We start from the raw sequence: 14,881 nt of genomic DNA on the forward strand, positions 1-14,881 counted from the left end.
CGAACGCACAACAGCGGTTTGGCGCAATTGGGGTTTTAGGCGAACTTTAAAGTTGGTTTTGTACTTGGAAGTTCGGTCTTAAATCGATACTTTTGGCTAACCAAATCCCCAACTGACGCCAAGCCACGAGACGTTAGTGGCAATTTTCGAGCTACACGAAACGAATAAAAAATCGTAAAATAAGAAAACAATCTAAATAATGAGAATTAGTCAGTTTCAAAAATATTCGCAAAAGGAAAATACAGTAACAAATAATGTTCTACTAATGCTTTCAAGACTTAACGACTTGAATGTAAATTATTATAAATTGATTATTGAAAGACTTAACGAAGATAATAAACAACAATTATATTTTCCACAACCTATATTTTCCCAACAAGTTGGGGTTGAAAATGGAATAATTGATGGACAAATCGAAGTTAAGCCATCTAAAATATTAATTGAAACTAAGTTAAATCATAAAGAATTTCAAAATAAATTGTTGAAATATGGAGCTGTATTTCATAAAAATTGCTACAATCAATTGTGGCATTTAAGTTCTAAAAAATTTAATGAAAACGAAGTTGCTGACATAAATAAAAGATTAAAAGAAATATATCCCGAAATTAAAATTCAGTTTAACAATCTTTTGTTTGCCGATTTATTAGATAATTTGCAAGGTATTTTTGATGAAAATTTTCATGATATGGAATTAAAACTTCTTCACGAAGATTTTAATAATTATTGTTATGAAAGTAACTTAATTTCAAATGAAGAATTTAATCTATTATTTGTACCAACAGGATTTTCTTATAATTGGAATAGGAAACATAAAATATATTATTGCCCTATAAATTGGCATAGTCAAAACTTTAAATATTTCGGATTATACAATTGGAAATCTGTTAGATCTATTTCTGAAATTGAGAATATTATAATTGCTGATTATAACCATAAAACAAATGAATTAATTATTCGTGGCAATAATAAACATACACAATACCAAATAGATAGACTACATATTGGATTAACAGAATTGGGTGAAACGCAATCAGGACTAAAATACTATGTACTTCCTGAAAATGAGTTTTATGAAACCGACTTTAAAAAAGTTTCTCACGGAGGAATACAAGGACATAGATATAAAGATTTAAGAGACTTTTTGGAGAAAGATGAGATTACAAATGCTAAACAAATAGCAAATAAATTAAGAGAAGTTACTTGGAGATAACAATTTACGAAAAAAAACTGCCACTAACAGCGGTTTGGCGCAATTGGGGTTTTAGGCAAACTTTAAAGTTGGTTTTGTACTTGGAAGTCTGGTCTTTAATTTATACATTTGGCTAACCAAATTCCCAACTGACGCCAAGCCAAGAGACGTTACCAGAGATTTTAAGAAACACCCGCATTTAACAATAACCTAAAATAGAAATAAAAATTATGTTTGGATTTAAACACATACAATTTGATGCAATGACTTATGTTTTACATTTTAAAAATGGAAACATCAAAAAAGAAGGTCGAGGGCTTTCATTTTTCTACTTTTCGCCAAATAGTTCAATCGTTGCAATTCCTATGGGAAGTAATGATTTACCCTTTATATTTAGTGAGTCAACAAATGATTATCAATCTGTAACTATACAAGGACAAATAAGTTATAAAATCACAAATCCAAAAACTTTATCTGATGTTTTGGATTTTACTGTTCAAGACAATGGACAATATAAAAAGAATGACATTGAAAAACTAAACCAACGACTAATTAATGAAGCACAGACAGCGACTTCATCATTTATTCACGGAATAAAACTTAAAGATGCAATTCGTTCAGCCAAAACTATTGAAGAAAGTATTATTGAAGGATTAAAAAACTCTACCGCAATAAATATGCTTGGAATAGAAATTTTGGGAGCAAATATTTTAGCGATTTCTGCAACTCCTGAAATGTCAAGAGCATTGGAAACTGAAACAAGAGAAAAATTACAACAGGAAGCTGACCAAGCAATTTACGAAAGACGAAATTTTGCGGTGGAACAAGAAAGAAAAATTAAAGAAACAGAACTAAATACTGAAATTGCAATTGAAGAAAAACAAAAGCAAATTACAGAGAAGAAAATGGAATCCGAAGTTATAAAAGCGGAAAATGACAGAAAGTTAAGAGAAATGAAACTTGAAGCAGATATTTCTGTTGAAAATCAAAGAAAGCTTTTAATAGAAGAAAAAACAGAAAATGACAAAATAGAAGCCGAAACTCAAGGATATGTGATTGAAGCAACTTTGAAACCATACAAAGACATTGATTGGAAAATTTTAACTGCTTTGAATAATAATCCTGACCCTAAATTTAATATTTCGCTTGCATTTAGACAACTCGCAGAAAATGCTGATAAAATTGGCAACTTAAATATTAGTCCCGATTTATTAGATTCTTTATTAAACGAGAAATAATAAACGATGAGCACCGAATATGCTATAATTGTCAAGAATAAAACACGACTTGAATTATTAATTGAACGCTTTAACACAAAAGCACAGGCGAAATTTTATATTGAACGACTTGGGGGTAATTTTGACGATTACGAAATTGAAAACGAAATTTTTCAAAATTCATTACAATCATTACAAATACAACTTTCAAAAGTTATAAAAAACAAAATCGTCGAAAGAAATTTTGTCCCGTCATTTATATTTTCTGAAAATCAATTAATTATTGTAATCGGACAAGATGGGCTTGTCGCAAATACAGCAAAATACTCAAAGAATATTCCAATTATTGCGGTAAATCCAGACAAAGAAAGATATGATGGTGTTTTATTACCGTTTGATATTTCGAACTTTATTGGTGGAGTTGAAAATGTAATTACCAATAAATATAATTCAAAAACTATGCGATTTGCAGAAGCAAAATTAAATGATGGTCAACGTCTTTTAGCATTTAATGACTTGTTCATTGGGGCATCAACACATATTTCTGCAAAATATAAAATAACGTATAACAACAATATAGAGGAACAATCTTCAAGCGGTTTAATTGTTTCTACACCAGCAGGTTCAACAGGTTGGTTGAGTTCTATTTTTAATATGTCCTATGGTATTGCAAATATGTTTGAGAAAAATTTAAAACCAAAAAGACCAAAACTAAAAGACAACGAATTATTGTTTGCGGTTAGGGAACCTTTTCAAAGTGTTAGAACTCAAATTGGAATAACATCTGGAATTATAAAAACTCAAAACAATCTAACCATAGAATCTTTAATGCCGACAAGTGGAGTTATATTTAGTGATGGCATTGAATCCGATTTTTTGAGATTTAATAGTGGCTCAATTGCGACAATTGGAATAGCAAAAGAGACTGCTAAAATAGTGCTGAAAGAATAAAAACCTCTGGTAACAGCCGTTTTGATATAGTGTGTGATTTAGTGGAATTACCGTTTCGCATCATATTTTCTGCAAAGCCGAAAATTGAAAGGTTACGAACCACACACCATCTCAAAGCGGCGGGACGTTGTGTGTAATGCCCCGAGACCGCATAAAAAACCGACAACCGACAAAGAGCACATAAATTGCCAACAAAACAAAATTATAGTTTGTACATTTGCGACAATGAAAGGATACATTAAAATATTACTTCTAATTCTGATTTCGTGTTGTTATATCAACACAGTATTTGAATTTTTGGATACCGAGAAACAGGCTAATTTTGAAAATGAAAGCCACGCCTATATTCAACAATGTAGTAACCTAACCTTTGCAAACAGCGTAACACAAAGTATTCCGAATTGCGACATTAATTGTGACACGCCAATTCAATTCCATTTAAGTGCAATTCTACCTGCAACGAAATACAATTCATTTTACAAAAATTCATTCTTTCCAAAACGAGATAAGCTTTTTATTTTGTATTCTTCTTTCTTGATTTGATGATTTTCTGATTTAACTTTTTTAGGCAATTGCTACACAGTTGTCAGTTTTACTATTTCAGAACAATTCTATTTAATTCCAAAATGAAAAAAATAATATTCATTCTTTTGCTATTTCCATTTTTAGCAACAGCCCAAAATACTTTTAAAGCAATCATCAAAGATGAAAAAACAAAAGAAGCACTTGACAGCGTTTCCGTATTTCTAAGCGGAACTCAAAACGGTTCAACTTCTGACGAAAAAGGTTTTGTCATTATTGAAAATATTCCCAACGGCAAACAAACAATTGTTTTCAATTCTTTTGGTTACCGAAAAACTGAAAAAAATATTTTATTCCCTCAAAATGAAACTATTGAAATATTTTTAGAATCAACATCGGAAGAATTAGAAGAAGTTAAAGTTACTTCAACAAGAAGTAGCCGAACAATAAAAAATACTCCAACTCGAATTGAAGCGATTGCTTCGGGCGAATTAGAGGAAAAATCTTCAATGCAACCAGGGAATATAAAAATGTTGCTTACCGAAAGCACGGGAATTCAAACACAACAAACTTCTCAAGTTTCGGGGAGTGCGAGTATTCGCATTCAAGGATTAGACGGAAAATATACGCAACTTTTACAGGACGGATTTCCATTGTACTCGGGTTTTGCAAGTGGTTTGAGTATCTTGCAAATTCCTCCTTTGAATTTAAAACGCGTGGAAGTTATCAAAGGTTCCACTTCAACGCTTTATGGTGGCGGAGCCATTGCGGGATTGATAAACTTGATTACAAAAGAACCAACCGACACAAGAGAAATTTCATTTTTGGCAAACATAAATCAAACACAAGCGTTGGATTTAAGTGGTTTTTATGCTGAAAAATACAAGAAATCAGGACTTACAATTTATGCTTCAAGTAATTCCCAAAAAGCAACCGACGTAAATAATGACGGGCTTTCGGATATACCAAAATTCGAGAGATATACAATAAACCCAAAAATTTTTTATTATCCAAACGAAAAAACGACTTTTAGTTTTGGTGCAAACGCAGGATTTGAAAACCGAATAGGTGGAGATATGCAAGTAATAGACAACAAATCAGATGCTACGCATACGTTCTTTGAGCGAAATAACAGTAATCGATATTCGACACAGGCAAAGTTTGAAAAAACATTTGACAATAAAAATATATTGACAATTAAAAATAGTCTTGGATATTTTAACCGAAAAATAGAAAAACAAACGTATAATTTTGAAGGTCAACAAATAGCCACTTTTACAGAAGCTAATTATCTAATCCAAAACGAAAAATCAGAATGGAATTTAGGAGCAAATTTAGTTTCGGACAATTTCAAACAAATTAATTTAGTCGCTGACAAATTAGATTATTACAATGTTGCCTTTGGTATTTTTGCTCAAAACAATCTGAACATAACTGAAAAATTTATTTTGGAAAGCGGTTTACGTTTAGACATTACAAACCGAAGTAATGTTTTTGTTTTGCCTCGTTTGTCATTGTTATATAAAATCAACGAAAAATTATCTTCAAGATTTGGCGGTGGTTTAGGCTACAAATCACCTACTATTTTCTCGGAAGAAACCGAAGAAAAAGCATTTCAAAATATAAATTCACTTGACTTTTCAAAAGTTAGCTCTGAAAAATCCTACGGATTAAATGCAGATGTCAATTACAAAACTACCCTTTTTGAAGAGGTAAGTTTTGCCATTAATCAAATGTTTTTTTATACCATTATCAAAAACCCGTTGGTTCTTAATCCGGTTCCATTGACGGTAAATTATGCCTTTGAAAATGCCAACGGAAATATAGAAACCAAAGGTTTTGAAACAAACGTAAAACTTCGTTTTGAGGATGTTTCCTGTTACATTGGTTACACCTATATTGATGCACAAAGGAATTTCGATAATAATTCAACAGTAAATCCATTAACGGCAAAACACAGAATAAATGCAAACTTAATGTATGAATGGGAAGAAAAATTGCGAATTGCTTACGAAGTTTTTTATGTTGGAAATCAGTATTTGACAAACAACGAAAAAGTTAGGGATTATTGGGTTATGGGAGTTTCAGGAGAATACAAATTCAAGTATTTCAGCATATTTTTGAATCTTGAAAACTTTTTGGATAGCCGACAATCGAAATGGGAAAATATGTATTCGGGAACAATTCAAAATCCACAATTTAGAGAAGTCTATACGCCAACAGATGGATTTATATTGAACGGAGGAATTAAAGTAAGACTTTAACTGTGTGGATATTAGCACTACACACAACAGCTAGTAAGCAATAGTCGGGGATTTGGCTTTCTGAAAGTTGGTTTTGTATTTGGAAAAATAGTGATTATCCGAAGTATTAGGATTATTTACCCCGACCATCGCCTACTAGCAAGACGTTAGTGGCAACCCTATGACGACCGACAGAGCAACATTAAACCGACAGAAAAATGACCCGAAATGCCAACCGCACAAAATGGCACATTTGGTTTTGCCCGACACACAAGCCAACGCTTCGCAAAACCAAAAGAGCCATTTTTTTGCCAACGCACTGACATCGTTTCGACATTAAAACTTATCTTAACCGACTGAAAAAAGAATATAAAATTGTAGATGGAATTAAAAGAATTGAAACCCAGAAAGGCACTAAACAAAGCCTTTTTAAAAGTAAAGCCGAACAGGACTGAAATTGAAGGTTTCAAGACCAATCTTATCCAGTTACTCGACAGGACAAATGACACCGAAAGCGAAGAGTTTCATAAAAACCTTGTCATTGACTTTTTAAAGAAAACATATTACGACCCAAACCATTTTATAAATACCAAAGGTCGAAACGACCTTGTTATTCATAATGGAAACAACGCCAGCAGTTCAGTTGGTGTAATCATTGAAGCAAAAAAGCCGACCAACAAAACAGAAATGATAACCACTAAAAAACTGAACGCAAAAGCGTTTCAGGAATTAGTGCTTTACTACTTACGAGAAAGAATAACACATAAAAATCTTGAAGTAAAACATCTTGTTGCGACCAACATAAACGAATGGTTCATTTTTGACGCTACCCTATTCGACAGGCTTTTTGCTCAAAACAAAAACCTTGTAAAACAATTCAACGACTTTGAAGGCGGACGTTTGGCAGACACCAAAACTGATTTTTTCTACAAACAAATTGCAGAACCTTTCATTGCCGACATAAAAACTGAAATTGAATTTACCTACTTCGATTTACAAGAATATCAAAAACCACTTCGCAACGCTGACAAGGCAGACGACAACAAACTCATTGCTTTATTCAAACTTCTTTCAGCGGAGCATCTTTTAAAACTTCCGTTCACCAACGACAGCAACAGCCTTGACAAAAGATTTTATAGCGAGTTATTACACATCATTGGTTTGACAGAAACTAAGGAAGGAAGCAAAAAGCTAATTGAACGAAACAAAGAAGGAGAAAGAAATTCGGGAAGTATTCTTGAAGATGCAATCATCCAGCTTGACAGCTTAGACAAGATAAACCGATTGGACAGACCAAGCCAATTTGGAAACACACAACAAGAACGCTTATTCAATGTAGGACTTGAATTAAGCATTACTTGGATAAACAGAATTTTGTTTTTGAAGTTATTAGAAGCCCAACTTATCACATATCACAAGGGCAACAAATCGTATTCTTTTTTAAGTTTAGACAAAATCAAAAACTATGACGACCTAAACAGTTTGTTTTTTCAAGTGTTGGCTCGTAAGTATGACGATAGAAACCAAGATGTAAAAAAGGCATTTGAAAAAGTGCCTTACTTAAATAGTTCGCTATTTGAGCCGACTGAAATTGAACAAGTAACTTTATTCATCAGCAATTTAAAAGATGATAAAACAATTCCAGTTATTTCATCAACCGTTCTCAAAAACGACCAAGGAAAAAAACGCACAGGTAATTTAACAACCTTAGAATATTTATTTGACTTCTTAAACGCTTACGACTTTACAAGCGAAGGTTCAGAAGAAATTCAAGAAGATAATAAATCACTAATAAACGCTTCTGTTCTTGGCTTAATCTTCGAGAAAATAAACGGATATAAAGATGGTTCTTTCTTTACTCCGGGTTTCATCACGATGTATATGTGTCGTGAAACTATTCGCAAATCGGTAGTTCAGAAATTCAACGAAACAAAAAAGTGGAATTGCTCAACTGTTGAAGAACTTTACGACAAAATTGAAGACCGCAAAGAAGCCAACGACATCGTAAACAGTATTAAAATTTGCGACCCAGCCGTAGGTTCTGGCCACTTTTTAGTTTCGGCACTCAATGAAATGATTGCTGTAAAAAACGACTTGAAAATATTGCAAGACCGCACAGGAAAGAGACTTAAAGAATATCAAGTTGAAGTTGTAAATGATGAACTTATTGTAACAGACGAAGAAGGCGAACTATTCGACTACAACCCTACAAATAAAGAAAGTCAGCGAATACAAGAAACACTTTTTCACGAGAAGCAAACCATTATTGAAAATTGCCTTTTTGGAGTGGACATTAACCAAAACTCTGTAAAAATTTGCCGTTTGAGATTGTGGATTGAATTATTAAAAAACGCTTATTACAAAAATTCAACAGAATTAGAAACACTTCCCAATATTGACATCAATATAAAATGTGGAAACTCTTTAGTAAGCCGATTTGCCATTGATGCCGATTTAAAACAAGCTCTCAAAAAAAGCAAATGGTCAATTGATAGTTATCGAATAGCAGTTGACACTTACCGCAATGCAGAAAGCAAGGAACAAAAAAGAGAAATGGAAAAACTGATTGCCGACATTAAATCGGATTTCAGAAGTGAAATTTCTTTGAACGACCCTAAAGTAAAGAAGCTACGCAAAATATCGGGCGACTTGTTTACAATGACCAAACAGACACAACTTTTTGAAATGGGCAAAAAGGAAAAGGCTGACTGGAATAAAAAAGTATCACAACTAACCGAAGAAACCAAAAAGTTAGAAACAGAAATAGAAGAAATAAAAGCTAACAAGATATTTGAAAACGCTTTTGAATGGCGATTTGAATTTCCCGAAGTGCTGAATGATGAAGGCGACTTTATAGGCTTTGATGTTGTAATTGGAAATCCGCCATATTTTTCGTTATCGAAAGTGAAAGAACAATCAGAATATTTTTCAAAAGCGGGATTTCTAACATATTCTAAAGGAGCAGATATATATTGTTTGTTTTATGAATTAGGAGGCAATATTCTGAAACCATTTGGATTCTTAACTTATATTACTTCAAATTCGTGGTTAAGGGCTATCTATGGTGAATTATTGAAAAATTATTTCTTAAATAATTTACAGCCAATTGCACTTCTAAATATTGAAGATGTTCAAATATTCGAAGAAGCTACAGTAGAGTCAAATATCATTACACTTCAAAAAGCAATTCACCTAAGTTCGTTTCCTGTAGTTAATTTATCAAAAGAGTATTCGTTTGGGAATTCTCTAAGTGAATATTTTGAAAGTAATAAATTTCAGTTTACACCACCTCAAACATCTGAATGGTTTATAGGAAATCAATCTGTTGGTTTATTAAAAAGTAAAATTGAAAGTGGAGCAATACTATTGAAAGACTTTAATGTTAGAATAAACTTTGGATTAAAGACGGGTTATAACGAAGCGTTCATTATTGATGAAAAAAAGAAAAATGAACTCATTGCAGCCAATGAAAAAAATTCTGATATAATTAAGCCCATCATTCGAGGTAGAGATTTAAAAAAATATTCTTATTCCTTTGAGAATATTTACTTAATAAACACACACAATGGAATCAAATCAATCGGATTAAAAAGGGTTGACTCAGAGATAGAATATCCAACAATATATGAACATTTAAAATCCTTTTTGCCTAAAGTAGAAATGCGTTCTGATATGGGTGACCATTGGTCTAATCTTAGAAATTGTGCTTATCTAGAAGATTTTGAAAAGGAAAAAATAATATGGGGCGAAATATCTGATAAACCCAAATTTGCTTATGACGATAAAAAGTATTTTGCAGAAGCAACAACTTTTTTGATGACAGGTGAAAAACTAAAATTTCTATTGGCTATTCTAAATTCAAAAGTTTCTGAATGGTATTTTAACTTAATTGGCACAACAACAGGAATGGGGACAAACAGATGGAAAAAATATAAAATAGAATTATTGCCTATAAAACAGCCTTCAGAAGACCAAGAAAAAGAAATTCAGAATCTTGTAAATCAAATTTTGAAAAGTAAAAAAAGCAATCTACAATTAACAACGACTGACCTTGAGTATAAAATAGACCAATTAGTTTACCAACTTTACAACCTTACAGAAGAAGAAATTTCTATAATAGAAAATAGCACAAAATAAAACAGATGAAAGCAAACGAATTACAGATAAATAACTTTTTACAAGCACCTAATGTGCAATTTGTAATTCCTGTATATCAACGAAACTATGATTGGACAAATACCGAATGTAAAGAACTGCTCAACGATATTATATCGGTAGAAACAGAAGACAGAGGAACCCATTTTATAGGAAGTATTGTATTTGTACACGAAGGCACTTACAGCACCAGCGAAGTAAAAGAATTGGTTATCATAGATGGTCAACAGCGTTTAACAACCATTAATATTTTGTATGTGGCATTGTACCGCTTCGCCAAAGAAAACGGTAATGCACAGGATGCTGAACGTTTATACAATATGTTTTTAACCAATCAGTATGTTAAGAATGAATCGAGCAAACTAAAGCTAAAACAGACTGATACCAATTCATTGGCCTTTAAAGCAATTATGCTTGGCACCGACAGCGAATCAAGTGCCTTTTCAAATGTTACAGAGAACTACAACTACTTTAGAGGTGCAATTACAGATGATACTTTTGAATTAATTTTAAGAGGTTTAAATCGGTTAATTTTTGTTGAAATATCTTTAGAAAGAGACAAAGACGACCCACAACGAATTTTTGAAAGTTTGAACTCCACAGGTTTAGATTTATCCCAATCTGATTTAATACGGAATTTTATTTTAATGGACTTGCCACCAAAAGACCAAAACAGAATTTTTGAAACCATTTGGAATCCTATTGAAGAAAATGCAAAAGATTTAGTAAAGCAAAGTTCTTTAGTATCAGATTACATTAGAGATTACCTGACACTACGCAACAAAAAAATACCCAATAAAAATAAAGTTTACGCAGAATTTAAAAGTCTTTACGCTAACAAAAAAGATGAAGCCTATCATCAGGAACTCGAAAACATAAAATCGTTATCCATTCATTATAAAAAGTTTGTTAATCCTACAACCGTTGCAGACGGAAGCATCAAAAAGGAATTAGAATACATTAATCGATTAGAAATAAATGTAGCATATCCTTTTTTGCTCCAAGTATTTGAAGACACCGAAAACGGATTGCTTGCAAAAGATGAATTGATTAAAGTTTTAAAATTGATTCAAAGCTATGCTTGGCGTAGGTTTATTGTAGGCTTGCCAACCAGTTCATTAAACAAAATATTTATGACACTGTATTCAGAAGTAGATACAGAAGAATATTATGATTCAATTGCAAAGGCTTTAATAAAAAAGAAAGGAAGTGCAAAATTTCCAAGCAATGAAGATTTAAAAACTGCTTTGAAGGACAAGGATTTGTATAACACCCAACCCAAAAATAGAAACTATTTGTTTGAAATGTTGGAGAATTACAACAACCGAGAATATGTAAATACCAGCAACGAACAAATTACTATTGAACACATCTTTCCAAGAAATCCGAATGAAAATTGGAATACAGATTTACCATCAGAAGAGTATTTTGTTTTCAAAGAAAAGCATTTAAATACCATAGGAAATCTGACACTTTCGGGCAACAACGGAGCATTAGGCAACAAATCATTTTTGGCAAAAAAGGAAATGAATATTGATGGCAATGAACAAGGCTATCAATTCAGTAGATTGTGGTTAAATTCCTTTTTGAAATCAATAGACACTTGGAATGTTACAAAATATGAAGAAAGGTTGAATATTATTTATGACCGCTTCTTGAAAATATGGGAGTTTCCAGATGTGGAGATTACCGAAAGTGATGAATCGGAAGAGCAAAATATTTTTGATGCTGAAAGTCCAACTCATAAAAAACTTGAATACTTTATTTTTGAAAACACAAAAGTTGAAGAAGATACAGTTGCCCAAATGTATTTTTATGTAATTAGAAATCTTTACGAAAAGAACTCTCAATTATTATTAAGCAATCAAGATGTTTTTAAAATAACGAGAAACGCTTCTGATTTCAGAGCATCGCAAGAAGTTATTAATGGTTGGTATATAGAATCAAACATAGACAGCAATTCTAAATTCGCCATTTTGAAAAAGTTACTTGCCTTGTTTGAAATGGAAGATGAATTGTTAATCAAATATTTGTCAAGTACAGACAGTGAAACAGAACCGAATCGTTTTGGAATCAGAAAAAAATATTGGCAACAGATTTTACCTCTTTTGAATCATACAAATTTATTCGAGAATGTAAGTCCATCAAAAGACCATTGGTTAAGCACAGGTGCAGGAATTGGTGGTTTAGCTTACACTTTAATAATAACAAAATCACATATCCGTATTGAATTAGGTATTTCGACTTCAAGCAAAGAAAAGAACAAAGCCTACTTCAAAAAATTAATGAAGAGTAAAGAAGCTATTGAACAGGCATTTGGTAATCCTTTAGAATGGGAAGAATTGGCAGACAATAAAATGAGTAGAGTTAAATTTGAGTTACAAGACGTAAATCTATTTAATGACAACCATTGGGAAAGAATGAATCAGTTTTTCCTTGACTATTTACCAAAGTTTGAAAGTGCAATACGACCGTTTATTAAAAATTTAAAATAACACAAACAGACAACAATGCCGACCCTTCGCAGTCATACACATTTGCAAGCCGCACAAGCCAACGCACAGACCAAAGCTTGCAAAAGAGTATGCCTGCCCAACCGCACAAGGACAGTCCAAACTCGACACGACAGACCGTTGACCGAAAGAAGGGCAGCCACTAACACGGGTTTGGCAAAAGTGGCGGTTCAGTGCTCCGCAGACACATTTGTGGTTAAACAAACATTGGTTCTCCGCATCAACATTTGTGGTGAAAATCGCCACCTTCGCCAAGCCCGAAACCGTTGGTGGTCAGCTTCGAGCGACCGAAAAGAAACAGAATAATATTTTTCATAATAATTTATTTTAAATTAATTAAATATTAATTTTCCGAGATAACAAAACCAAAAAAATATGCGTGTATTCGGTAAATTAAAATATAAAAATGAAATTATCAATTGTAGTTTAATAATTTCAAATGGAAAAATTTACGAATTAGACATAACTGATACAGGTTCTTTCGATTTTATTTCAAACATCAAAGAGCATAGTGAAGATTATGTACTTGAAAAAATAATCGACACTAAAAATTCTCTTGGTAATTCAAATTACTTTTTAAAATATTTTGGAGGTTATAAAAAACCATCTTTAATTTACTTAAAGTTAAATTGGCTTCAGAAATGTAAATTGGATTTTGCAATGAAGCAAACTCTAATCCAGTCAAAAGACATTAAAATTGAATTAGTAAAATACTTACTTACAATTGTAATTAGCTTTATCTCTGGAGTTATTTACGAGAAAAGCCATTCTGAAATAGCCACACCTGCAACAACTCCTAAAAAAGAACCGATAACAGGAACTAAAAGTTCCCTAGACACCAAAATTCTTAAAACGGACAACAAAAAAGATACTATCATAATGAATAATTTAAAAAATGCTTCTCACTTCAAAGGTGGAGAAACGAAACCTGAATAGATGATAACCAAAAAGCCGAACCACCAACAGCTGTTTCAATATACTTGCGGATTTAGTGGAATTACGTGCTATCATCATAAATCCACCCAGCCAAAAATACTCTGCTTCTAAATCCGCAAGCATCTTGAAGCAGCGGGACGTTGTGTGCTATTTTCGAGCGACAGAAAACTGAAAGAAAATTATTTAAATTAGAATTAATGAAAATAAAATCAACTTTAATTATACTATTATTATTATACCAAAATTCATTTTCGCAAAATATTCGAGATTCAATTTTTAATGATGTAATCTTGATAAAAAATGAGAATCCCAACATTAACGATGAAACTTTTTTTAAAAATATTTACATAAAATCTCAAAATAAGCCAATCGTAATTTTTAATGGTTTGAGGAATATTCCTGCACAAAAATTCTTTGATAGAAAATCATTTTTGAGTGACCAAAACGAAATTATATTGATTAATAATGATGACGAATTAGATGCATTAATTAGACGACGTGAAAAAACAGAAAATATTCATATAAAAGCCAAAGGACAAAAAATTTACCACATAAAAAGAAATGGTATCGAATACATAATTGATAGTTTGAATACAAATATATATGACTTTACAAAACCAATAAAAATAAATTTCAAAAAAGAAGAAATAAAATTTAAGAAAATCAAAGGTTTTATATTAGATAACTCACAATACACAAAAACTAAAGTTCCAGTCGTGGGAGTAAATATTGAGATAAAAGGAACAGAAAGAAAAACATTTACTGATAAGGATGGTAAATTTGAAATTGAAGTAAACGTGGGTGAAAAATTAGTTATTTCGGGATTTAGAATTCCAAGAAAAATTGAAATTTTAGTTACAACTAAAGATTGTTATAAAGTTGATTTAGATACAGTCTTATTTGATACATATATAAGTGGATTTTCTCGAAAATATGTAAAACAACAAAAGAAAATAGAACGTAAAATGATACTTAAAATAAAAGAAGGATTTTACGATTGTCCAAATGAATAAAAAAAACAGCACACAACAGCGGTTTGGCGCAATTGGGGTTTTAGGCGAACTTTAAAGTTGGTTTTGTACTTGGAAGTTGGTTTTTTAATCGATACATTTGGCTAACCAAATCCCCAACTGACGCCAAGCCACGAGACGTTGT

At 31.9% G+C, this 14,881-nt stretch carries 9 protein-coding genes; all 9 read left to right on the forward strand.

The features are described 5' to 3' along the window. Positions 1-307: 307 nt before the first annotated feature. The 9 genes from RMO53_RS11575 to RMO53_RS11615 all read left to right on the forward strand — a co-directional run bounded on the left by RMO53_RS11575 (position 308) and on the right by RMO53_RS11615 (position 14,739). Positions 308-1,210: a hypothetical protein gene (locus RMO53_RS11575; RefSeq protein ID WP_310380837.1), complete on the forward strand. Its 903-nt coding sequence runs from the start codon at positions 308-310 to the stop codon at positions 1,208-1,210. Between the two features lie 209 nt (positions 1,211-1,419). Next, positions 1,420-2,427: an SPFH domain-containing protein gene (locus RMO53_RS11580; RefSeq protein ID WP_310380840.1), complete on the forward strand. Its 1,008-nt coding sequence runs from the start codon at positions 1,420-1,422 to the stop codon at positions 2,425-2,427. Between the two features lie 6 nt (positions 2,428-2,433). After that, on the forward strand, positions 2,434-3,357 hold the full coding sequence (locus RMO53_RS11585; protein ID WP_310380843.1) for a sugar kinase: 924 nt from the start codon (positions 2,434-2,436) through the stop codon (positions 3,355-3,357). Positions 3,358-3,983: 626 nt separating this feature from the next. Continuing rightward, a complete protein-coding gene (locus RMO53_RS11590) occupies positions 3,984-6,143 on the forward strand; it encodes a TonB-dependent receptor domain-containing protein (RefSeq protein ID WP_310380846.1) in 2,160 nt (719 codons plus the stop codon). 360 nt (positions 6,144-6,503) lie between these two features. Further along, entirely contained in the window at positions 6,504-10,259 is a 3,756-nt protein-coding gene (locus RMO53_RS11595) for an Eco57I restriction-modification methylase domain-containing protein (RefSeq protein WP_310380849.1), read from the forward strand. A 5-nt stretch (positions 10,260-10,264) separates the two neighbouring features. Beyond that, on the forward strand, positions 10,265-12,772 hold the full coding sequence (locus RMO53_RS11600; protein WP_310380851.1) for a DUF4268 domain-containing protein: 2,508 nt from the start codon (positions 10,265-10,267) through the stop codon (positions 12,770-12,772). 138 nt (positions 12,773-12,910) lie between these two features. Next, positions 12,911-13,096, forward strand: coding sequence for a hypothetical protein (locus RMO53_RS11605; RefSeq protein ID WP_310380854.1), 186 nt, complete (start codon positions 12,911-12,913; stop codon positions 13,094-13,096). Between the two features lie 69 nt (positions 13,097-13,165). Continuing rightward, positions 13,166-13,726, forward strand: coding sequence for a hypothetical protein (locus RMO53_RS11610; protein ID WP_310380859.1), 561 nt, complete (start codon positions 13,166-13,168; stop codon positions 13,724-13,726). 197 nt (positions 13,727-13,923) lie between these two features. Then, the gene (locus RMO53_RS11615; protein WP_310380862.1) at positions 13,924-14,739 is read left to right on the forward strand and encodes a hypothetical protein; all 816 of its coding nucleotides are present in this window, start codon (positions 13,924-13,926) and stop codon (positions 14,737-14,739) included. Positions 14,740-14,881 lie beyond the last annotated feature (142 nt).

The sequence above is a fragment of the Flavobacterium sp. genome (assembly GCF_031409475.1).
In the GTDB taxonomy this organism is placed as follows: Bacteria; Bacteroidota; Bacteroidia; order Flavobacteriales; family Flavobacteriaceae; genus Flavobacterium.